Here is a 22,204-nt window from a genome sequence, read left to right as displayed (position 1 = left end):
TCTGAAACGGTTGATCGCTTACGCTGAAAAAGCATGTTGATCATGCTTGATAGATGCTCCGTCGCTGGACGGCCTAGCCTTTCTGGGTAAAAGACGCATCAGATGAATAACTGAGTATTTTACTAGGGATTGGAAAGGGTGTATCCTGAGCTGCATATTGAGAAAGTGATTTAACAGGAATTTTGATGAATATTACCGTTACCGAATCAGCTGAAACCTATCTTGCCGAATTGCTTGAAAAGCAAAACGTCGAAGGCATTGCTGTGCGGATGTTCGTTACCCAGCCGGGAACGCCTTACGCAGAAACCTGTCTGGCATACTGTCGTCCTGATGAGATCGTCGAAGACGATGCGGTAATGCCGATGGAAAAAGTAAAGTTTTACTTCGAGAATAATAGCTTACCTTATCTTGAAGAAGCAACGGTCGATTTTGCCACCGACCGAATGGGTGGTCAGCTAACCATTAAAGCACCGAATGCTAAAGTGCCGAATGTGTCAGAAGATAGCCCTATGGAAGAGCAGATAAACTATATCCTGTATTCGGATATTAACCCGGGTCTATCTTCTCACGGCGGTGAAGTTAAATTGATTGAATTGATTGAAGAGCCTACAGGTCAAGTTGCTATTTTGCAGTTTGGTGGTGGTTGTCAAGGGTGTAGTGCTGTCGATATGACGTTGAAAGACGGTGTTGAGAAAACCCTCGTGGAGCGGGTAAACGGTCTGGTGGGGGTTCGTGATGTTACCGATCACTCGGTCACCGATAACGCTTATTATAAGTAACGCCTGAACTTGTCTGAAAAAGCCCGGATTTTCCGGGCTTTTTTGATGATAAAAAAATACTCACCATTTTGGTGTATTGTTAGTCGTCCCCTGAACTGGTAAAACCGTACTTAATCGTTGTTACTTTTTTCTGTAACTTTTACCCTGAAGTGGTTGTTTTTTTTAGTCTAAGCCCCATTTATCAGTAAGAGCGATATATCGTACAGCCCGTAACTGCTGTATCTCCCGCAGTTTCTTTCGACAAAGGAGTAAGGTCCAATATGGCACCACTCGAGAATGATAAAGAGATCACTACCACCCTGCTGCCGGTTTTGCCGTTGCGTGATGTAGTTATTTATCCACATATGGTGATCCCCCTGTTTGTAGGCCGGGAAAAATCAATTCAAGCCCTTGAGGCGGCGATGTTGCAGAATAAAGAAATTCTGCTGATTGCTCAGAAAAATGCCTCAGATGATGAGCCGGATGGTAAAGATCTGTTCGCTATCGGAACCGTTGCCAGTGTGCTGCAGATGCTGAAACTGCCTGATGGTACGGTTAAAGTACTGGTCGAGGGCGACTATCGTGCGCGAATCGAAACGTTGCATACCACTGAGCCTCATTTTACCGCTGATATCACGGTGTTACCGATCGATGAAGTCAGTGACAACGAGGCTGAAATTTACAAGCGCACTGCGTTGGATCAGTTTGAACGCTTTGTTCAGGTAAATAAGAAGATTCCGGCGGAAGTGCTGACATCACTCGGCTCGATCGATGAGATCGGTCGTCTAGCCGATACGATTGCGGCGCATATGTCCCTCAAATTAGAGGAAAAACAGCAGATACTCGAAATTCTGGACGATAAACTGCGTCTTGAACATTTGATGGCTCTGATGGAATCTGAGATCGACCTGGTTGAGGTTGAGAAGCGGATTCGCGGCCGAGTCAAAAAGCAGATGGAAAAAAGTCAGCGCGAGTACTATCTGAATGAGCAGATGAAAGCCATTCAGAAAGAGCTGGGTGATCTGGATGAAAATGGTACTACTGATATCGAAGAGCTGAAAAAGCGTATCGATGAAGCGGGAATGCCGAAAGAAGCACTCGATAAAACCCTGAATGAGTACAATAAGCTGAAGATGATGTCGCCGATGTCCGCTGAAGCCACTGTTGTACGTGGCTATATCGATTGGATGTTGCAAATTCCTTGGTCGAAGCGCTCTAAGCTACGTCATGATATGAAGCGTGCCGAAGCGATTCTGAATGAAGATCATTACGGCCTCGAAGAGGTGAAAGATCGGATTCTTGAATATCTGGCGGTGCAACGTCGAGTACGTAAGTTAAAAGGCCCAATTCTTTGCTTGGTTGGCCCTCCAGGTGTGGGTAAAACCTCACTGGGACAATCGATAGCACGAGCGACTAATCGTCAGTATGTACGGATGGCGTTGGGTGGTGTGCGTGATGAAGCTGAAATTCGTGGTCACCGTCGTACCTATATCGGTTCGATGCCGGGTAAGCTGATTCAGAAAATGTCCAAAGTTGGGGTGAAAAACCCGCTGTTCCTGTTGGACGAGATCGATAAAATGGGTATGGATCAGCGTGGCGATCCAGCTTCCGCGTTGCTGGAAGTGCTTGATCCTGAGCAAAATAGCACCTTCAATGATCACTATCTCGAAGTCGATTATGATCTGTCCGATGTGATGTTTGTTTGTACGTCGAACTCGATGAATATCCCTGGGCCTTTGTTGGACCGTATGGAGATCATTCGTATTCCGGGTTATACAGAAGACGAGAAATTAAATATTGCGCGTAAATATCTGATTCCTAAGCAGATGAAGACAAACGGCTTGAAGGATAAAGAGCTAACGATCGAAGATAGCGCGGTGATCGATCTGATTCGCTATTATACCCGTGAGGCGGGTGTGCGTGGGTTGGAGCGAGAAATTGCTAAAGTCTGTCGTAAGGTGATTAAAGAGGTCGCCCTGTGTGATGATAAAAACGCTTCAGTGGTAGCCAATAGTGACAATCTGGAGAAATACTCTGGGGTGCGTAAGTGCAGCTTTGGTATTGCCGAAGAGGAAGATCGTATCGGTCAGGTGACAGGCTTAGCTTGGACCTCGGTTGGTGGTGATATTCTCACCATTGAATCGGCGGTGGTGCCAGGTAAGGGGCGTCAAGTTCGTACCGGTTCTTTGGGCGATGTAATGCAAGAATCGATTCAGGCGGCGATGACGGTGGTTCGCAGTCGCGCGGAATCTTTGGGGATTAATCCTGATTTTCATGAAGAAAACGATATTCATATTCACGTTCCTGAAGGTGCAACGCCAAAAGATGGCCCAAGTGCTGGTATCGGGATGTGTACTGCATTAGTATCTGTGCTCACCAGTATTCCAGTCCGCTCTGATGTGGCAATGACTGGAGAAATCACACTGCGTGGTCAAGTGTTGCCTATCGGTGGTTTGAAAGAAAAATTACTGGCGGCTCATCGCGGAGGCATTAAAACGGTTATTATTCCTGATGAGAACAAGCGTGATTTGAAGGAAATTCCTGAAAATATAAAAGCAGACCTTAAAATTTGTCCGGTAAAATGGATTGATGAAGTGTTGCAAATTGCCCTTAAATACAGTCCTGAACCGTTGACTGAAGAGCAGAAAGCAAGCTTTTCTGAAAAGAAAAAGCAAGCTAAAAATGAGCGGGGGCAAATAAAACCGCATTAACTGGAAATAGTCACCAATCAGGCTGCAACCCGCTTGACACCTGAATTGTGCACTTGGTATAAGTTGTCTGTTATCTTGCTGGGCTTGGGCTACAGAATATAAAAAATGATTCATATAAGGGGAACAATGTGAATAAATCTGAATTAATCGACGCAATCGCCGCATCTGCGGATATTCCTAAAGCAGCTGCTGGCCGTGCGCTGGATGCTACCTTGGAATCTATCTCAGGTGCGCTTCAAGAGGGTGATTCTGTTGCTCTAGTAGGTTTTGGTACATTTGGTGTTAAAGAGCGTGCTGCACGTACGGGTCGTAATCCTCAGACTGGTCAGCCAATTCAGATCGCAGCCGCGACTTTGCCGACTTTCAAGCCGGGTAAGGCTCTGAAAGACGCTGTTAATAAGTAATCAACGTTAGCGCCTGATCCTTAGGGATCATTGGCACCCGGAGCGGTAGTTCAGTTGGTTAGAATACCTGCCTGTCACGCAGGGGGTCGCGGGTTCGAGTCCCGTCCGTTCCGCCAAAAGTGAGAATATTAACGTTACTCGTTAGTATTTTTCTGGGTAACGGTAACCGACATGAGTCGTGCCGTTTTGCCAAACATATAAAAGGCGCATCCGGTATGGATGCGCCTTTTTTTCGATTTGTACACTACCTTAGAGGCCCAGAGGCATCATGCTTCAGAATATCCGAGATAACTCCCAGGGAATTGTTGCCAAGATCATCGTTGGTCTGATCATCGTTACCTTTGCACTGTTTGGGGTGGAGTCCCTGGTCAGCCTGACCTCAGGTTCAAATGCTCCCGCAACGGTTAACGGCGTTGAAATTAGTGAGCGTGACCTGTTGCAAGGGGCTGATCTGCAACGACGACAATTACTCGCCCAGATGGGTGAAAACGCAGATCCAACGCTGCTCGACGATAACCTGATTAATAAGGCGACACTGGATAATTTAGTGCAGCAAGAAGTACTGGTTCAGTCGGCGGTTAATCAACAGATGGCTATTTCTGATCAGATGTTGGATCAGATGATCATTAACACGCAAGACTTTCAAGTGGATGGTGTGTTTAACGCGGATCAGTATCAGGCGGTGCTGCGTAACGCGGGCTTGTCGCCAATGATGTATAAGGACATGTTACGTAAAGAGACGCTAATCGATTATGAGCGAGCCGGTTATATGTTGTCCGCCTTCGTGCTCGATAGTGATGTTGACAATATAATGAAGCTCGATCGCGAAACCCGGGATGTGGCGTACCTCTCTATCGGTCTGAATGATTATATGGCCGATGTATCGGTTTCAGATGAAGAGGTGAGTGTTTATTATGATGCGCATCAATCCGACTTCATGACCGAAGAGCAGGTAGCGATAGAGTATTTGTTGATTAATAAAGCGGATCTGCTCAAAGACGTTGAGATTGATGAGGCCGAGTTACAAGCTCAGTTTGATCAGTTAAAAGCCGTATTCCATGCCGAAGAGCAGCGTAACGTCGCGCATATCATGGTGCAGGTTTCAGACAGTGTAGACGATGCCGCCGCGCTCGCTAAAGCGCAGGCGTTGGCAAAGCGTTTGTCGGCGGGTGAAGATTTTGCCGCCTTAGCTCAAGCTGAATCCGATGATCCTGGCTCGGCTGTCAGTGGCGGAGATCTGGGTGTCTATCAGAAGGGTATGTTGGATGGTCCGTTTGAGCAGGCTGTGTATGCGCTGACAGAGGGTGAGGTATCCGCACCGATTCGTACGGCCTTTGGTTATCACTTGATTAAACTGACCTCATTATCGAGCTCTGAAGCGCCTGAGTTTGAGGCAGTGAAAGATCAACTGATCGCCGAGCAGATGGAAAATAAGGTTGAGCAACTCTATGTTGATCGCGTCGGCCTGTTAACCGATGTCTCTTTTTCTGCTGGCGATCTGCAGGAGCCTGCCGCGGAGCTAGGCTTAAGCATCGTGACTGCAGCAGCCTTTGGCCGTAACGGCGGAGATGATGATATCACCTCTAATGCGCGCGTGATTCGAACAGCATTCAATGAAGAGCTGATTCGTGATGGTTTGAATAGCGATCCGATCGAATTGGATGCTGGACGTACCCTGGTGCTACGCATCAAAGAGCATATTCGCCCGCGTCAGTTAACCGAGGATGAGGTTAAATTACAGATTACCGATACCTTGACCGTTGAAAAAGCGGGTGAAGCTTTGCAGGCGTCATTGACGGATGAGCTGGAAAAGTTACAGCAAGGGGCTGAGCGAACTGCTATCAATGGCGTTCAATGGCAGGTTGCTGAAGCGGTTGGTCGAGCGGATCGAGATCAGCCTGCGGCGATTATGTCGGCGGCATTCAAATTACCGAAGCCTGATGAGATGGCATCATACCGTTTGATTACCTTAGCAGACGGCGCACGAGCGCTTGTAGCGGTGACGGCAGTTAATGAGCCAGACCTCGCTGATGTCGCTGTAGAAGAGCGTCAGGGAATGCGTAATGTATTGGGTCAGCGTGCCGGTCAGTTTACTTATCAGGCCATGATCGAAGCCCGTAAGGCGGCGGCTGAGATCGAGCGTCTCTGATGTCGGCGGGCTAATAAACAAGCGTTAATTAAAAAGGCTGATCGGTTATGTATCAGCCTTTTTTGTTTTCAGCGCTGTGACAAGAGTCGGCAGTGAGTCGCTAAAGGCTATTGTGTGAGTGTGTTAACGGCGTGTCATCAACGTCTACTACGCCTCTAACCTACGCCTCTAACGCAGCAAAAGCGGCCTCGAGTAAGCGCCGCGTATAAGCTTGGCTGGGGTTGCTGAACACCTCAGCGGCGGGGCCTTGCTCAATCACATTGCCATGTTGCATAACCAGTAAGTCATGACTCAGCGCTTTGACAACGGCTAGATCGTGACTGATAAAGATATAACTGAGTTGATAGCGCTGTTGTAGTTCCCGTAACAGTTCTATGATTTGAGCCTGTACCGTGCGATCGAGCGCTGAGGTGGGTTCATCGAGGATGATTAGCTCTGGCTTTAAGATCAGCGCGCGGGCGATGGCAATGCGTTGCCGCTGACCACCTGAAAATTCATGCGGGTAGCGATGACGATCGTCGGGATTAAGCCCTACCTCGTGGAGTACATCGATAATCATCTGCTGCCGTTCTGTTGCTAAACCGATATTATGAATCTCTAGCCCTTCGTTGATGGATTCCGCCACCGACATTCGCGGGCTGAGGCTGCCGTAAGGGTCTTGAAAGACGATCTGCATTCTGCGCCGTAGCGGTTTAATGGCGCGCTGATTGAGTTTATCAATCGCGGTTCCTGCGAAATGTATACCGCCCTCTGATTGAATCAGGCGTAGTATCGCCAGCCCGAGAGTGGTTTTACCGGAACCGCTTTCACCAACAACCCCTAGAGTGCGCCCAGCGTGTAGGCGAATATCACAGGGATTAACGGCTTTGATATGATCCACGGTTTTTTTGAGTAAACCGCGTTTGATGGGAAACCAGACTTTGAGATTATTCGTTTCCAGTATGGGCTTACCCTGTGGCGTAACCGCAGGAGGTTGGCCGCTGGGTTCTGCATTGAGCAGCTTGAGGGTATAAGGGTGTTGCGGTTGTGCGAAGAGTTGCGCCGTACGGTTGTGCTCGACAATACTGCCCTGATACATCACGCAAACGTCATCGCTGTAGCGCCGGACGATATTGAGATCGTGAGTGATTAAGAGAACCGACATGCCCATTTTTTGCTGTAGTGACTGCAGTAGTTCGAGTATTTGTTCCTGAATTGTTACATCTAACGCGGTGGTTGGTTCATCGGCAATTAGCAACTCGGGATCATTTGCCAGTGCCATAGCGATCATCACTCGTTGACGCTGACCGCCGGATAGCTCATGAGGATGGCTGGTAAGGCGTTTCTCCGCTTCCTTGATACCAACCAGATCGAGTAGCTCTAAGGTGCGCTCGCGGGCCTGTGCGCCTGTTAGGCCCTTGTGGAGTAATAATGTCTCGCCTATTTGCCGCGCGATATTGTGCAGCGGGTTAAGCGATGTCATCGGCTCTTGAAAAATCACGCTGATGCGATTGCCGCGAAGTGCGCGCATCTGCGCTTCAGTGTTCTGTAGCAGGTCGGTGCCCTGATATAAAATCTCTCCCGTCGGATGGCTGGCTTTGGGGTAGGGCAGTAATTTGAGAATCGACATGGCGGTGACTGATTTGCCAGAACCGGATTCACCCACCAAGGCCATGGTTTTGCCTGCTTTGATATCAAAGCTGACTCGTTTGACGGCATCAACGGCTTGACTGTTTTGGCCAAAACGAACCGACAGGTCACGAACGCAGAGCAGGGCTTCAGTCATTGAGGGTTTTCCTTGGATCAAACGCATCCCGAACCGCTTCGCCGATAAAGATTAATAAGGTCAGCATAATCGAGAGTGAGATAAAGGCGGTGAGTCCGAGCCAAGGTGCATGTAGATTCGCTTTGCCTTGTGCCACGAGTTCTCCGAGTGAGGCAGATCCGGGTGGTAGACCGAAGCCGAGAAAATCTAAAGCCGTGAGCGTCACCAAGGATCCGTTAAAGATAAACGGCATAAAGGTGAGGGTTGCTACCATGGCGTTCGGTAAGATATGGCGAAACATGATGAGTCGATTGTCCAACCCTAGCGCGCGTGCCGCGCGGACATACTCGAGATTACGTCCGCGTAAAAACTCAGCCCGCACGACATCAACCAATTGCATCCAAGAGAACAGCAGCATAATACCTAATAACCACCAAAAGTTGGGTTGCACGATACTGGCGAGAATAATCAGCAAAAACAGCACCGGCATGCCCGACCATATTTCGATAAAGCGTTGCAACAAGAGATCGACTTTACCGCCGTAGTAGCCCTGTACGGCACCCGCGGCAACGCCGATGATAGAACTAATAAGCGTTAGCGTTAGGGCGAACAGTACCGATACCCGAAATCCATAGATGACGCGGGCAAGCACATCGCGCCCCTGATCATCGGTACCGAGCAGGTTATCACTGCTCGGCGGCGAGGGCGCCGGCACCGGTAAATCTTGATTGATAGTGCGGTAGCTAAAGCGAATCGGGGGCCAGACAATCCAGCCTCCCTGAGAGGTAATCAACTCTTGAATGTAAGGGTCTTTATAATCGGCGAAGGTGTCGAATTCACCATTGAATTCGAGCTCTGAATAATCGATGGCTACGGGGTAGTAAAAGTGATTGTTGTAGTGGATCAGTAGGGGCTTATCATTGGCAATTAATTCGGCAAATAGGCTGCTGATAAATAGCGCCAAAAATAACCATAGCGCCCAATAACCACGGCGATTATTGCGGAAATTTTGCCAGCGCCGTAGGTTGATAGGGCTCATTTTGTCGTGTTTGAAGGGATTCCACATGCCTCAGTTTTCTCTGCTTTCAAAGTCTATACGTGGATCGACAGCGACATAGGTGAGATCGCTAACCAGTTTCAGTAGTAAGCCGATGAGCGTAAAGATATAGAGTGTGCCAAAGATCACCGGATAATCCCGTTTGATGACCGCTTCATAACCGAGCAAGCCGATACCATCCAGTGAAAAGATGACCTCGATAAGCATTGAACCGGTGAAGAATATGCCGATCAGGGCTGCCGGCATGCCGGCGATAATCAGTAACATCGCGTTACGGAAAACGTGACCGTAGAGCACCTGATTCTCGGATAATCCTTTCGCTCGCGCGGTAATAACATATTGCTTATTGATTTCATCGAGAAAGGAGTTCTTGGTTAGCATGGAGAGCGTGGCAAAGCTACCAATGACTGACACCAGTACGGGTAATGTGATATGCCAGAAGTAATCTTTAATCTGTCCCCAAGTACTGAGTTGATCGAAGTCTGCTGATGTCAGCCCGCGCAGGGGGAACCAGCTAAAATAAGTGCCGCCGGCAAAGAGTACGATGAGCAAAATGGCAAATAAGAAGTTAGGGATCGCATAGCCGATAATAATGATCGAGCTGCTCCAGACATCAAAAGCGGTACCATCTCGCACCGCCTTTTTGATACCTAGCGGTACCGCGACTAAGTATGTGATCAGTGTTGTCCAGAGGCCTAAAGAGATCGATACCGGTAGTTTTTCGATAATCAGATCAGTGACTTTTTTACCACTGAATAAGCTCTCACCAAAATCGAACACCAGATAGTTTTTTAGCATCTGCAAAAAGCGTTCATGAGCGGGTTTATCGAAGCCGAATTGAGCCTCAATCTGTTTGACTAATTGTGGGTCTAGCCCGCGGCCACCACGGTAGCTGCTGTTATTCTCGGTAGCGGCTTGAGAAGCGCCACTAAGATCCGATTGTGCCGAGCCATCGAAACGCGCCGTAGCGCTGGCATTGAGCCCCTGAAGGTTAGCGATGGTTTGTTCAACAGGGCCGCCAGGGGCGGCTTGAATAATCAAAAAGTTGATGCTCAATATGCCCAATAGGGTGGGAATAATGAGGAGTAAGCGCCGCAGAATGTAAGCCGCCATAGCGGTTATTGCTCCATTTTTTCAGGCTTGATCCACCAAGTATCAAAGCCGAGTGAATATTTTGGATGTTGCGCGGGAAAGGCAAATTTATTCCAATAGGCGACTCGGTAACTGTTGATATGGTATTGAGGAATTACATAATGATTCCATTGCAGTACTCGATCCAGTGCTCGAGTGCGGAGTATTAATTGAGCGCGATTCGGTGCCTGTATAACTTGCTCGATAAGGTAATCAATCGCAGGGTTTTTGATACCAATGATATTCCGGCTGCCAGGTTGATCGGCGGTGACAGAATGCCAATATTCGCGCTGTTCGTTGCCCGGTGAGGTTGATTGGCCGAAGCTACCGACGATAATATCGAAATCAAAGCTACGTACGCGATTGATATATTGTGATGCATCAATCACGCGGACAGTCGGCTTGATACCCATGCGTTCGAGGTTGCGGGTAAATGGCGCAACAATACGTTCAAACGCGGGTTGTACTAGCAGGATTTCAAATGTCATTTGATTGCCGTCAGGGTCTAATAGACGGCCATCTTTTAGCACCCAGCCGGCACTTTTCAATAAGCGTAGAGCGCTCCTGAGCTGGCCTCGCGTTTTACCATCGCCCTTGGTCGTGGGGGCTTGATAGACCTGTGTAAAGACTTCAGCAGGCACCTGATCACGGATGGGTTCGAGAATAGCGAGTTCATCGGCGGTAGGTAGCGCTTGTGCAGCCATTTCAGAGTTTGAGAAAAAACTGTGGGTACGGGTATAAGCGTTATAGAAAATGTTTTTATTGGTCCATTCAAAATCAAATGCGTATGCGAGGGCTTCTCTGACGCGGCTATCGCTAAAGTAAGTTTGACGGTTATTGAGGATAAACGCCTGCATGCCGGTGGGATTTTCATGGCTAATATTACGTGTGATGATCTTGCCGTCATCAAAAACGGCGCCGCTGTAGGCGGTTGCCCATTGCTTAGAGGATGTCTCCTGACGGAAATCATATTCGCCACCTTTGAAGGCTTCGAGGGCAACGTTACCGTCTTTGTAATAGTCGTAGCGAATATTATCGAAATTAAAGCGACCCCGGTTAACCGCTAGATCTGCAGCCCAATAGTGCGGATTACGGCGATAGTTAATGGTTCGGCCAGCATCAAAGCTATCGATAACATAGGGGCCTGAACCGATCGGTATATCGAGACTGGGCTTGCTGAAATCACGGTGTTGCCAATAGTGTTTGGGTAAAATGCTCACTTCGCCAACAATCAGGGGTAATTCACGGTTTTGGCTGTCACTGAAACTGAATTTAACGCGTCGCTCTGAGAGCGCTTCTATGCTCGAAATTTCACGGTAGTAGGATTGATAAAAAGGTGATCCCTGTTCGCGCAGTAGCTTAAAACTATAGATAACGTCTTCGGCGGTCACGGGGTGGCCATCGCTGAAACGCGCTTGGGGATTAATATTGAAAATGATCCAGCGGCGATCGTCGGCCACTTCGAGGGATTCCGCTAGCAGACCATAGAGTGAGAAGGCTTCATCTTGGGCTTTGGTGAGTAGTGAGTCATAGATCAGACCGATGCCATCGGCTGCCGCGCCTTTAATAATAAAGGGGTTAAAGCTGTCAAACGTGCCGATAGCATCCTGAGAGGCGGTGCCGCCTTTCGGCGCATCGGGATTTACGTAATCGAAGTGTTGAAAGCCCTGTGAGTATTTCAGTTCACCATACATCGAAATACCATGTTCGGGGAGCGCCGCTTGAAGCATAGCCAATGGCGTGCAGATCAGTGTTGCAGATAGCAATATCTGCTTAGATAACTGTTTGAAATTCATCCGTAATTATCCAGCCAGATTGATATTCTGTTAATTTATAACAGGCAGAAAGGGTTATAGCTAGTCATATGAGTACGGATCAGTGGTTTTGTTCAAAATCAATCGCGAGTTGAGTCAAACGTTGGTGTTGATGTTTGCGTTTGACTTTGTCGACTTTCATCTCCGTGAGTTTTTGTGTCAGAAAGCGTTGCTTAGCCGTGTCACCTTCTGCCAAGCCTTTAATTAGATCCTGATCCATCCAGCGGCAAATTTTGTGATACAGCACAAACTTGAATAGCAAAGCGGTGACAGTGGCGAAGAGAATGATGCCGATACTGAGTGCGTCCATGTGCTGATTCCTGTGTTGCGAACAGATAATAACAGTCTAGTGTGCTTTGGTGATATCGACATACAGTGTCAGACCTTGCCCGGGCCGCAGATAGCGGCTTTGTTCGAGCTTATTCCAGCGTTTAATATCACTGATAGAAACACTGAATCGATTGGCAATGACCGATAACGAGTCGCCATGACGAACGGAGTAGCCGATTCTTCTGATCATCTGTTTGTCGCTACGGCTGAGCACCGCCTGAGTATTGGTCTTCCAAATGATCAAGGTATGGCCGGCACGTAAAGGATCATTAGGGGCCATTTGATTCCAAGCGGTGAGTTCGGCGACACTGATATTATGGCGACGAGCGATACTCCAGAAGCTATCGCCGGATTTAACTCGATACGAGGTCTTGGTGCGGTTGCTAGACGCGAGTTGATTCTGTTTGCGATTGAAACGCTGTGATTGACTCAAAGAGTATTCACTGGATTCATGTTTAGCGCTGGGGATGAGTAGATAGTGTCCCGCGCGAATAGTATTGTTAGTCAGCTTGTTGGCGTGGCGAATCACGGCTGAGGTGGTTTGGTATTTTGCGGCTATAGTGCTGATGGTATCCCCAGAGCGAATTTTATGGCGGCTCCAGTTGACTCGCTGTTCGGCAGGCAAGGCGGCTAACTGATGACGGAATTGCTCAGCCGAAGCGCTAGGGATCAATAAGCGGTGCGGGCCGTCCGGGTCGGTTGCCCAGCGATTAAAGCCAGGATTCAGTTGATACAGCTCCTGAGTAGAAATTGAACTGAGTTCGGCCGCTTGCGCTAAGTCGATTTGACTGTCTAGCTCGACTTGTTCAAACACGGGGCGATTGGCTAACGGGGCAATGGTTAACTGTGCTTGCTGCGCATCTCTAATAAGACGAGAGATTGCTAGTAATTTCGGGACATAAGCACGGGTTTCCTTAGGCAGATTGAGTGACCAAAAATCGGTTGCTAGTCCCTTGTTTTTATTGCGGCGAATCGCTTTAGAGACGGTGCCACCGCCACAATTATAGGCGGCTAAGGCGAGCTCCCAATCATCAAATCGGCGATGTAATTGTTGTAAATAATCTAGTGCGGCATCGGTTGAGGCGATAATATCGCGGCGACCGTCATACCACCATGTGGATTTGAGGCCAAAGTGTTTCGCGGTGCTAGGAATAAACTGCCAAGGGCCGGCAGCGCGACCATGGGAATAGGCGAAAGGATCGTAGGCGCTTTCAACAATCGGTAAGAGTGCGATTTCAGCGGGCATCTTCCGCTTCAGGACTTCATGTAAAATATAGTAGTAGTAGCGACCGGCTCGGGTGGTGACTCGCTGCATATATTCAGGATGCTTCTTGTACCACTCAAATTGCTTCTGCAGACGTGAGTTTGGTTGATCTAGATTGAGCTGCATATGCTCGCGCGTTAGCTGCCAGAGATCATCGCTGTTGATGGCTTGGGCTGACTGATGCGACTCAGCGAGGGCGTCTGCCTCGCCGATTAGCTTGTTACGAGTGGCGGCGGGCGAGACTTGCGCCTCGGTCTGCGAGGCTGAAGTCGGTAACGGCTGGTTGTTAACCAGATTATTTTGACAGCCAGTGAGCAGAACTCCGGCAGCGGTAAGTACAACAAATTTTCTGGCCAACTGCATTGAGTACGATGCCCCATGGTGAATTGAAGGCAGCATTTTATGAGGCCCGTATCAGCGGGTCAACCGTTAATGCCGCTTATCTGCTGTATATCAATGGCATTGATTTAAATAGTAAATTGGCCGTTAAAATTGATTTTTCCAGTCGCGAATGGCGCTGAAGATGGCGACCTCGGAATTCAACGGAGCACCTGAAACCTGTTCGGCTGCGTGTTTGACGGTGGCGGTGTGATAACGTAGAAAGGGGTTGATCTGCTTCTCGATGGCGATCGTTGAAGGCAGGGTTGGCTGATGTGCGTCACGCAGTTGTGTGCAACGTTTGATCGCCGTTGATATCTCCGCATTGTCGGGCTCAACTGCAGCGGCAAAGGCAAGGTTTGCTAGGGAATACTCATGCGTACAATAGATCTGGGTGTTATCGGGTAAGCTTTTGAAATACTCCATCGCCGTATGCATCTGTTCTGCGGAGCCTTCAAAGAGTCGGCCGCAACCTGCGAGAAACAGGGTGTCGCCGGAGAAAACTTGAGGAATATTCGGTGGTGTATTGCTGCTTTCGGCGACAAAATAGCTGATGTGGTCGAGCGTATGGCCCGGCACTTCATGGATAATAAGTTGCTGACCCAATAGCTCAATTTGATCGCCATCGGTCAGTGTGTGGTTGATACCTTTAAAAGGTGAGTTTGCCGGTCCATAGACGTCGGCAGAGTGTTGCAGACACAGTTGAGCGACGCCGCCGGTATGATCATCGTGGTGATGGGTAATCAAGATGGCCGTGAGATTGACGTTGTTTTGCGTCAAATAGTCATTCACTGCCTCGGCATCACCTGGATCAATCACGGCAATATCATCAGTACCGGGTACAGTCAGAGCCCAAATATAGTTATCATTGAAAGCGGGGATCGGGGTGACATTAAACATTTTAAGCCTCGGCTGAATTAGATTTGTCAGATATAGTAGTGCAAGGATCGTTCGTAGTGGCGAGCATGTTCGCCGTTGACAAGATTAACCTATTCAAAGCGGAGCGTTAAGCGCTAATAATGTATGTTTTTTAAACGACAGCCCCCCTTGGGTGAATGGTTACCCGAATTACGTCAATGGTTTGAGACCGATCTCGGTCAGCAGTTACTGCTGAGTGAACGAGACCTGTTAGATCGCTTGTTGCCGACCATGTTCGGTTATCACTTGCTACAGATTAGTGTCGATAATCGCTTAGATTTGGCGCGGGAAAGCCCCGTGAGACATCAAATAAAAGTTAACCCGGTGACTGAATTGGGGTTACCCGATAGCGCCGTCATCAGTCGTAATGAAGAGCTACCGTTTGCCCATAATAGTGTCGATGTGGTGGTGCTGCATCACGCGCTTGATTTTGCTCAAAGCCCGCATCAGGTTCTGCGTGAGGCTGCTAGAGTGTTAAGGCCTGGTGGTTTCTTGTTAAATGTTGGTTTTAATCCCATCAGTTGGTGGGGACTGTATCGAAAGCTTAAATTCAATCAAGAGAGCGTGCCTTGGCAGGGGCATTTTATCAGTTCTCAACGGATGCATGATTGGTTGTCTTTACTTGAGTTAACGGTCGTTAAAGAATTGTCAGATTATTATTGTTTACCGTTTGAAAAACAGTCGTGGCGTCAACGTGCTCGTTTGATTGATGCCATGACGCAGCGTTGTTCGTCTTCTTGTGGTGCTTTTATGCTGCAAGTCGCACGTAAAGATATTGGCGGGATGACGCCCGTTGAGCCTGTTTCAAAAAAGCGTAAGTTGATCAATTTACCCCGCGTTGAACCCTCAACGCGAGGTGCTCGAGGAAGTGTGAGTGAAGAAAAAAATTAATATTTATACCGATGGTGCCTGCAAGGGAAACCCCGGTCCTGGCGGCTGGGGAGCGGTGCTTCAGTATGGTGAACATGCGAAACAACTGTTTGGTGGCGAGTTAACGACCACCAATAATCGGATGGAATTAATGGCCGCAATCGAGGCGCTGACAATACTCAAAGAACCCTGTGATATAACGCTGACCACCGATTCTCAGTATGTGCGTAAAGGCATTACCGAATGGTTGGCTGGTTGGAAGCGTAATGGCTGGAAAACCGCGGCTAAAAAGCCGGTTAAGAATGCCGATCTTTGGCAGCGCCTTGATGCTCAGAATGCGCGTCATCAGATTCAATGGAAGTGGGTGAAAGGGCACAGCGGTCATCCAGGTAATGAATTGGCGGATCAACTAGCTAACCGAGGGGTCGAGCAGGCCCTGCAACAGCGTAAGTGATAAACACCTAATGAGACAGATAATACTAGATACCGAAACGACCGGTATTGATCCTAAAGAGGGTCATCGGATTATTGAGATTGGTTGTGTCGAGATGATGAATCGTCGACTGACCGGTCGCACCTATCATCGTTACTTGAATCCGGATCGTGAGATTGAAGAAGAAGCGATACAGGTACACGGGATTACCAATGAGTTTTTGCTCGATAAACCTCGCTTTGCCGACATTCAGGATGAATTTTTGCAGTTTATTCGAGGGGCTGATCTGGTAATCCATAATGCCCCCTTCGATGTTGGCTTTATGGATAATGAGCTAAAGCTGAATAACCATAATGAGAAGGTTGGGGATTTTTGTCATGTAACAGACACCCTGGCGCTGGCGAGAAAAAAACATCCTGGGCAGAAAAATAATCTCGATGCATTGTGTCGTCGTTATGGAATAGATAACAGTCACCGCGAGCTGCACGGCGCGTTGCTTGACTCTGAGATTCTTGCCGATGTTTACTTGTTGTTAACCGGTGGGCAAAAAAACCTCCTGTTAGCGGGAGAAGAGGAAGGCTATGATGGTGTTGATCAGGTGCGTCGTTTAAAGCACGGTGAATATCATCTGACGGTGCAATCGGCTGATGCGGCCGAGCTAGAGGCGCATAACCGTTATATTCGTCATTTGGATGGTAAGGCAGGCAGTATCTGGGGGCAGATAGGTGTCGTTGCGACGGACCCTGAATAAGCGGAACGTTCCGCGCTGTGGCTTGCGCGATTTGTTGACCGGTACCGATTAAGGAAAAGGCTAATACATAACGTATTAGCCTTTTTTATGCGCTGCTCGGTGATCTCGGCTATTCGCCGAGACGGCTTGGTTAGCGCTTATAAAAAGTGAGTGACGGCGAAATAACCGGTTAGGCTCATCACTACCGTGTAGGGAAGCGCCATCCAGACCATCGTGCCGTAAGATAAGCGGATCAGTGGTGCCAGCGCTGAGGTTAGGAGAAACAGAAAAGCCGCCTGACCATTGGGTGTAGCGACACTGGGGATATTGGTGCCGGTGTTGATAGCGATGGCCAATAGATCGAAGTGTTCGCGGCTGATTGAACCTGCATGGAGTGCTTCGAGCACTTCGTTGATATACACCGTAGCGACAAACACGTTATCTGAAATAGCGGATAGCACGCCGTTGGCAATAAAGAAGATACCGGGTTGCACATGAGTATCCAGCGCCAATACTGAGGCGATGATGGGCTGAAATAGATGTTGCTCATGGATAACCGAGACGATAGAAAAGAACACCACCAGTAAGGCCGTAAACGGCAACGCTTCTTCAAACGCTTTACCGATCTGATGCTCTTCTACGATGCCGTTGAAAGCGGTTAATAGAATAATAACCGTTAAACCGATGAGTCCTACCGCTGCAAGGTGAAAGGCGAGGGCGAGTACCAGTAGTATGGCCACTACAATTTGTACAAACAGGGCGAGTTTATCGGATGGCGTGAGTTTTCTGTCCTGCTCCGCCGAAAACTCTTCAAGAATACCGCGGACAGATCTAGGAATATCCGCACCATAGCCAAACCACTTCAGTTTTTCTAGCAGCATGCAGGTGGCTAAACCTGCCGCGAGCACGGGCATGGTTACTGGCGCCATTAAAATGAAAAACTCAACAAAATCCCAGTCTGCTTTTTGTGCAATGAGTAGATTCTGAGGTTCACCCACCAGGGTGCATACGCCGCCTAATGCGGTACCGACCGCGCCATGCATGAGTAGGCTGCGTAAGAATGCGCGAAACTGCGCCAAGGTTTCATGTTGATCTAACTGTACTAGTTGATCATCACCGTGATCATGTTCTTCATGCTGAAATTGTTTACCTGAGGCAACTTTATGGTAAACCGCATAAAAGCCAACGCCAACGCTGATGAGTACGGCGGTGACGGTGAGTGCATCGAGAAAAGCTGACAGCAGTGCGGCAAACAGTGAAAAGGTCAGAGAGAGGGCTATTTTAGAGTGGATTTTTAGCAATAGCTTGGTAAATACCCATAAAAGCATGTTCTTCATAAAGTAGATGCCTGCTACCATAAACATCAGTAGCAGGATAACTTCGAGGTTGGATTCTACTTCATGATACACCGTCTCTGGGCTCGCGAGCCCGATGATAATGGCTTCTAGGGCGAGTAGGCCGCCGGGTTGCAATGGGTAACATTTCAACGCCAGTGCGAGGGTGAATATGAATTCGAAAATCAAGGTCCAGCCAGTAACAACGGGGCCCACGGTATAGAGCAGAATAGGATTCAGTATAAGAAAAAGTACAATGGCTTGCTTGTACCATATGGGAGAGTTACCAAGAAAGTTCTTAATAAGAGCCTGCGTAGTGGTCATCGATACGGGGTCCTGTGCCAGTTCGGCCTAATGAAAAGGGTCTGTATAGGATGCTGATTTGTCTAGTGACAGTCTTTCCAATCTAAGTGAAGTTGTTAACGTATTTAAAATTTCGCGGTAGGTTAGCAGGAGTTTTGATAAATCAAAAGCCTGCTTAACCTATTAATAATACCTTAGTTGTCAGGTGATATGTATGCCTGCAATCCTAGTTTAAGTGTCTGATTTTTGTTTGGGTTTCAATAATATGATGAGAATTGAGTATATTTATGCGGTTGGGCAGCAGATTTGGTCGAATCAACAGGGGCGTTGGTTATTTGATAAGCCCTGTTGTGATCATGCCTTAGTAGAAGAAGAATATGATTTAACTCTAGTGCCTGAGCAGCAGATTCGGCTGATGGTAATGCCTGAGACGGTGTTAGCTGATGACGCCTCGGGATTGCATCTTCGACAACTATTATCTCAGACAGCGGATGCAGATTTTCCGTTGCTATCTCGGGCAGCTCAAGTGCTGACGTGGAGTAAAAACCATAGCTTCTGCCCGCGTTGTGGCGGGGCATTAGCGCAGCATCAACAGGATCTTGCGAAACATTGTGGTAGCTGCGGTTTAACTCAGTACCCTCGATTATCGCCCTGTATTATTACCTTGATCACTCGGGGTGAATATTGCTTGCTTGCCCATGGTGTTCGGTTTCCCGAGGTGCGTTATAGTACCTTAGCTGGATTTATCGAAGCTGGCGAAAGCGCCGAAGCGGCCTTGATGCGAGAGGTTAAAGAAGAAGTGAGTCTTGAGGTCAATAATATTCGTTACTATTGCAGTCAATCTTGGCCTTTCCCGCACTCTTTGATGTTAGGTTATTTTGCTGATTATGTGTCAGGTGATATCGTGCCGGAAGCCGGAGAGATTGTTGATGCTCGCTGGTTCCATTATACAGAATTGGATGAGGCGCCGATTCCGCCGCCCTTCACAATCGCTCGACAGCTGATAGATGTGTTTAAAAAACAGTGCCTAACTCAGGCTTAACGCTGCTTTTGTTTACTGAAAAACTTACTTAATCGCGTTGCGAGCATGACGTTGCCCTCGGCTCTAAGCTGACCGCTGAGGTAAGCACTCATACCATCTTTGTCACCGGTGACGACCTTAATAAACGTCTGACTGCTGGTGATAAGGGTAATATCGGGGTCTTGATGCTCGCCTAAGGCGACGCTGAGTTGCTGATTGTCGATACTGAAATAAAAGTCATCGGCATCATGCAATACAAACTGAAAGGTAGCGCTGACGTCTTTGGTGTTTTCGGGGATGAACCGGCTGGAAAGTTTTTCGATAACTTGGGTGACGGTGATGGTATCAGACATGTGCTATTCAGCTCTCCAAATTTGACGATCAATGATATTGCCTAAGCAGGTTGTATGTTACATTACCTAGTTATAAATCAATATATTGAATTGCCCTGAATGGGCGTTTTTATTTGGAGTCTTAGGTGGTCGATTTTCTGGCAAGTTACGGGTTGTTTCTCGCGAAAGCACTGACGGTAGTAGGTGCGCTGATTTTGGTGATTGTGGCGGTGGCCGCAGTGGCATCACGCAATAAAAAGGATAATAAAGAGGGCTATCTTAGCGTTCATAGCATGAATGAGACGCTGGAGGATATGGAACATGCCCTGAAAGAGGTTGTGCTTGATCCTGAGGTTTATAAGCAGCAGCTTAAAGCAGAAGAGAAACAAGACAAAATCGATGCCAAGGCGCGCAAGAAAGCGTTAAAAAAGGCTGAGCCGGTTGCCGAAGCCGAGCGTAAGCGGGTTTACGTACTTGATTTTGATGGTGATATCAAAGCCTCTGAGCTTGAGCCTATGCGTGAAGAGATTACCGCTGTGCTGACGATGGCAACCGAAAAAGATGAAGTGGTTGTGCGGCTGGAGAGCCCGGGTGGTATGGTGCATAGTTACGGTCTTGCGTCATCGCAGTTGGAGCGTATTAAGCGTCAGGGTGTGCCGTTGACTGTTTGCGTTGATAAGGTCGCCGCTAGTGGTGGTTATATGATGGCGTGTCTAGCCGATAAAATTATCGCGGCACCGTTTTCGATTCTCGGCTCCATCGGTGTGGTCGCGCAGTTACCTAACTTTCATCGGTTGCTGAAAAAGCATGATATTGATTATGAAGTTTTAACCGCCGGTGAGTATAAGCGCACATTGACGGTGATGGGTGAAAACACCGAGAAAGGTCGACAGAAGTTTGTTGAAGAGTTGGAAGACACACATTGCTTGTTTAAAGAGTTTGTGGGTGAATTTCGGCCTCAAGTCGATCTTGATAAAGTGGCAACCGGTGAGGTTTGGTTTGGTCGTCGAGCGTTAGCCGTTAATCTGATTGATGAGATCTCAACCAGTGATGAATATCTGACAAAAGCGTGTGCCGACGCGGATGTATTTTTAGTACGATATGAATATAAGAAAACCTTGCAGGATCGCATCTCAGAAATGTCTGTTAAAACAACGGATAGCCTGTTTACTAAATGGGCGGGGCGAATTTTAAATTCTCACTTACTGGCTAAGTAACCAAATTGGTGAGATAAAATTCTGTATCTCAATCAATGTTGACTATAATTTTCAAATATTCGTTTCAAACATATGCGTCTGATACTAAAGTGGCATAAAGAGAGAGCGGTAAATTAGGATGATCAACTGTTAAGGGAGTTTCGATGCGACAATCTGCCACTGCGAAGAAAATTATGCTATCTGCCGAGGCGCTGTTCGCTGAGCAGGGGTTTGCAGAGACGACCATGCGGGAAATTACCAGTGCTGCCAACGTAAATTTAGCGGCGGTTAATTATCATTTTGGTTCGAAAAAGGGCTTGATCGCAGCGGTGGCTGAGAAATATCTTACGCCGCTGGTGACGCATCTTAATGATGCCATTGATGAGCGCTTGCTGCTGAAGCCTGATAGCACGCCAACGACGGAAGAGTTATTAGAGATGCTCATGCGCACCCTGTTGCAAGTGGGTAAATCGAAACAGTTTGCGTTGCCTGTGTTTATGCGTTTGTTAGAACTGATCTATATGAAAAATCAGGATGAGCTGCGTAATGCGATGATTATCCGTTATCGCAGCGCTTTCGCTCATTTTATTGAGTTGCTGCGTCAAGATTCGGCGGTGATGAAGGATGAAGAGTTTTTCTGGCGGTTACATTTTTTGATGGGATCGATTATTTTTACCTTGTCTAACTTTCAGACATTGGTTGCACTCGAGATGCGTGAGTTTGAACGTGCGGCTGAGGTTGAGATGACCCTGCATCGTATGATCCCGGTATTGGTTGCGGGTTTGCACGCCCGTGCTGATAGTACGCCCTTTAGCCGTCTTTAACGCTGCGCTGATTTTCCCCTGTGATGTCTCTATTAATTTCATTATCCCGTCAGCGTCTTGAGCTGTGGCGGGAGTCTATCTGTGTTGCTGCTTATTCTGTCTCGACCGCATTGAAGGGGGCGGGTGAGCAAAAAAATAGCGGCTGCACACCTCGAGGAGCGCATCTTGTGCGCGCCAAAATTGGTGCGGGAAAGCCACTTAATAGCGTGTTTGTTGGGCGTCGCTTTACGGGCGAAATTTATACGCCTGTGCTGGCAAAGCGATACCCTCAGCGAGATTGGATTCTTACACGCATTATCTGGCTGTCAGGTTGTGAAATAGGTCGCAATCGTCTCTCTTGCGTTGATACAATGCAGCGCTATATATACATTCACGGCACGCCGGATAGTGAGCCGATGGGACAACCGTTATCACATGGCTGTGTGCGTATGCGCAATAGTGATATTGTCGACTTGTTTGAGCGTGTGGATGTAGGTACCCGAGTTTTCATAGAAGAGTAAATT

The 22,204-nt window shown here is 48.0% G+C and carries 20 protein-coding genes and 1 tRNA gene; 12 read left to right on the top strand and 9 right to left on the bottom strand.

What is annotated here, in order from left to right:
* Positions 1 to 185: 185 nt before the first annotated feature.
* The 5 genes from nfuA to Q4488_RS03915 all read left to right on the top strand — a co-directional run bounded on the left by nfuA (position 186) and on the right by Q4488_RS03915 (position 6,022).
* Positions 186 to 779, top strand: coding sequence for a Fe-S biogenesis protein NfuA (gene nfuA / locus Q4488_RS03935; RefSeq protein ID WP_303579158.1), 594 nt, complete (start codon positions 186 to 188; stop codon positions 777 to 779).
* Between the two features lie 260 nt (positions 780 to 1,039).
* On the top strand, positions 1,040 to 3,469 hold the full coding sequence (gene lon, locus Q4488_RS03930; RefSeq protein ID WP_303579157.1) for an endopeptidase La: 2,430 nt from the start codon (positions 1,040 to 1,042) through the stop codon (positions 3,467 to 3,469).
* Positions 3,470 to 3,597: 128 nt separating this feature from the next.
* Positions 3,598 to 3,873, top strand: coding sequence for an HU family DNA-binding protein (locus Q4488_RS03925; RefSeq protein ID WP_303579156.1), 276 nt, complete (start codon positions 3,598 to 3,600; stop codon positions 3,871 to 3,873).
* Between the two features lie 39 nt (positions 3,874 to 3,912).
* A tRNA-Asp gene (locus tag Q4488_RS03920) sits at positions 3,913 to 3,989 on the top strand.
* 152 nt (positions 3,990 to 4,141) lie between these two features.
* Entirely contained in the window at positions 4,142 to 6,022 is a 1,881-nt protein-coding gene (locus Q4488_RS03915; RefSeq protein ID WP_303579155.1) for a SurA N-terminal domain-containing protein, read from the top strand.
* Positions 6,023 to 6,182: 160 nt separating this feature from the next.
* On the opposite strand, the gene Q4488_RS03910 is transcribed toward Q4488_RS03915, so the two are convergent.
* The 7 genes from Q4488_RS03910 to gloB all read right to left on the bottom strand — a co-directional run bounded on the left by Q4488_RS03910 (position 6,183) and on the right by gloB (position 14,640).
* Positions 6,183 to 7,787 (bottom strand): ABC transporter ATP-binding protein, encoded by a 1,605-nt coding sequence (locus Q4488_RS03910; protein WP_303579154.1) that lies wholly within the window; start codon positions 7,785 to 7,787, stop codon positions 6,183 to 6,185.
* Entirely contained in the window at positions 7,780 to 8,805 is a 1,026-nt protein-coding gene (locus tag Q4488_RS03905) for an ABC transporter permease (RefSeq protein ID WP_303579153.1), read from the bottom strand. Before Q4488_RS03905 ends, Q4488_RS03910 begins: the two co-directional genes overlap by 8 nt.
* A 30-nt stretch (positions 8,806 to 8,835) precedes the next feature.
* Positions 8,836 to 9,936, bottom strand: a complete 1,101-nt coding sequence (locus Q4488_RS03900; RefSeq protein WP_303579152.1) for a microcin C ABC transporter permease YejB — start codon at positions 9,934 to 9,936, stop codon at positions 8,836 to 8,838.
* Between the two features lie 5 nt (positions 9,937 to 9,941).
* A complete protein-coding gene (locus tag Q4488_RS03895; protein ID WP_303579151.1) occupies positions 9,942 to 11,750 on the bottom strand; it encodes an extracellular solute-binding protein in 1,809 nt (602 codons plus the stop codon).
* 79 nt (positions 11,751 to 11,829) lie between these two features.
* Positions 11,830 to 12,078 carry a hypothetical protein gene (locus Q4488_RS03890; RefSeq protein ID WP_303579150.1) on the bottom strand — a complete coding sequence of 83 codons (249 nt, stop codon included), beginning with the start codon at positions 12,076 to 12,078 and terminating at the stop codon, positions 11,830 to 11,832.
* A 36-nt stretch (positions 12,079 to 12,114) separates the two neighbouring features.
* Positions 12,115 to 13,761 carry a LysM peptidoglycan-binding domain-containing protein gene (locus Q4488_RS03885; RefSeq protein WP_303579149.1) on the bottom strand — a complete coding sequence of 549 codons (1,647 nt, stop codon included), beginning with the start codon at positions 13,759 to 13,761 and terminating at the stop codon, positions 12,115 to 12,117.
* Between the two features lie 87 nt (positions 13,762 to 13,848).
* Positions 13,849 to 14,640, bottom strand: a complete 792-nt coding sequence (gloB, locus tag Q4488_RS03880) for a hydroxyacylglutathione hydrolase (RefSeq protein WP_303579148.1) — start codon at positions 14,638 to 14,640, stop codon at positions 13,849 to 13,851.
* Between the two features lie 123 nt (positions 14,641 to 14,763).
* Here gloB and Q4488_RS03875 point away from each other — a divergent pair, with 123 nt between their 5' ends.
* From Q4488_RS03875 to dnaQ, 3 genes are read left to right on the top strand one after another with little or no spacing between them, the layout of a single operon-like run.
* Complete coding sequence (locus Q4488_RS03875; protein WP_303579147.1) at positions 14,764 to 15,549, top strand: class I SAM-dependent methyltransferase; 786 nt, start codon at positions 14,764 to 14,766, stop codon at positions 15,547 to 15,549.
* Positions 15,533 to 15,982, top strand: a complete 450-nt coding sequence (rnhA, locus tag Q4488_RS03870; RefSeq protein ID WP_303579146.1) for a ribonuclease HI — start codon at positions 15,533 to 15,535, stop codon at positions 15,980 to 15,982. The genes Q4488_RS03875 and rnhA overlap by 17 nt, the downstream gene beginning before the upstream one ends.
* A gap of 10 nt (positions 15,983 to 15,992) precedes the next feature.
* Entirely contained in the window at positions 15,993 to 16,712 is a 720-nt protein-coding gene (gene dnaQ / locus Q4488_RS03865) for a DNA polymerase III subunit epsilon (protein ID WP_303579145.1), read from the top strand.
* A 137-nt stretch (positions 16,713 to 16,849) separates the two neighbouring features.
* Here the strand turns inward: dnaQ and nhaB are convergent, their stop codons facing one another.
* Complete coding sequence (nhaB, locus tag Q4488_RS03860; RefSeq protein ID WP_303579144.1) at positions 16,850 to 18,349, bottom strand: sodium/proton antiporter NhaB; 1,500 nt, start codon at positions 18,347 to 18,349, stop codon at positions 16,850 to 16,852.
* Positions 18,350 to 18,593: 244 nt separating this feature from the next.
* Between nhaB and nudC the strand changes: the two genes are divergently transcribed.
* Complete coding sequence (gene nudC / locus Q4488_RS03855) at positions 18,594 to 19,370, top strand: NAD(+) diphosphatase (RefSeq protein ID WP_303579143.1); 777 nt, start codon at positions 18,594 to 18,596, stop codon at positions 19,368 to 19,370.
* Here nudC and Q4488_RS03850 read toward each other — a convergent pair.
* A complete protein-coding gene (locus tag Q4488_RS03850; RefSeq protein WP_303579142.1) occupies positions 19,367 to 19,702 on the bottom strand; it encodes an SCP2 sterol-binding domain-containing protein in 336 nt (111 codons plus the stop codon). The two genes, nudC and Q4488_RS03850, sit on opposite strands and share 4 nt — an antisense overlap.
* A 125-nt stretch (positions 19,703 to 19,827) precedes the next feature.
* Here Q4488_RS03850 and sohB point away from each other — a divergent pair, with 125 nt between their 5' ends.
* The 3 genes from sohB to Q4488_RS03835 all read left to right on the top strand — a co-directional run bounded on the left by sohB (position 19,828) and on the right by Q4488_RS03835 (position 22,201).
* On the top strand, positions 19,828 to 20,898 hold the full coding sequence (gene sohB, locus Q4488_RS03845) for a protease SohB (RefSeq protein WP_303579141.1): 1,071 nt from the start codon (positions 19,828 to 19,830) through the stop codon (positions 20,896 to 20,898).
* Positions 20,899 to 21,041: 143 nt separating this feature from the next.
* Positions 21,042 to 21,701 (top strand): TetR/AcrR family transcriptional regulator, encoded by a 660-nt coding sequence (locus tag Q4488_RS03840; protein ID WP_303579140.1) that lies wholly within the window; start codon positions 21,042 to 21,044, stop codon positions 21,699 to 21,701.
* 23 nt (positions 21,702 to 21,724) lie between these two features.
* Positions 21,725 to 22,201 carry a L,D-transpeptidase gene (locus Q4488_RS03835; RefSeq protein WP_303579139.1) on the top strand — a complete coding sequence of 159 codons (477 nt, stop codon included), beginning with the start codon at positions 21,725 to 21,727 and terminating at the stop codon, positions 22,199 to 22,201.
* Positions 22,202 to 22,204: the final 3 nt, after the last annotated feature.

The sequence above is a fragment of the Amphritea sp. 1_MG-2023 genome, assembly GCF_030547545.1.
Lineage (GTDB): Bacteria > Pseudomonadota > Gammaproteobacteria > Pseudomonadales > Balneatricaceae > Amphritea.
This window is presented reverse-complemented; position numbering and strand designations above follow the sequence as displayed.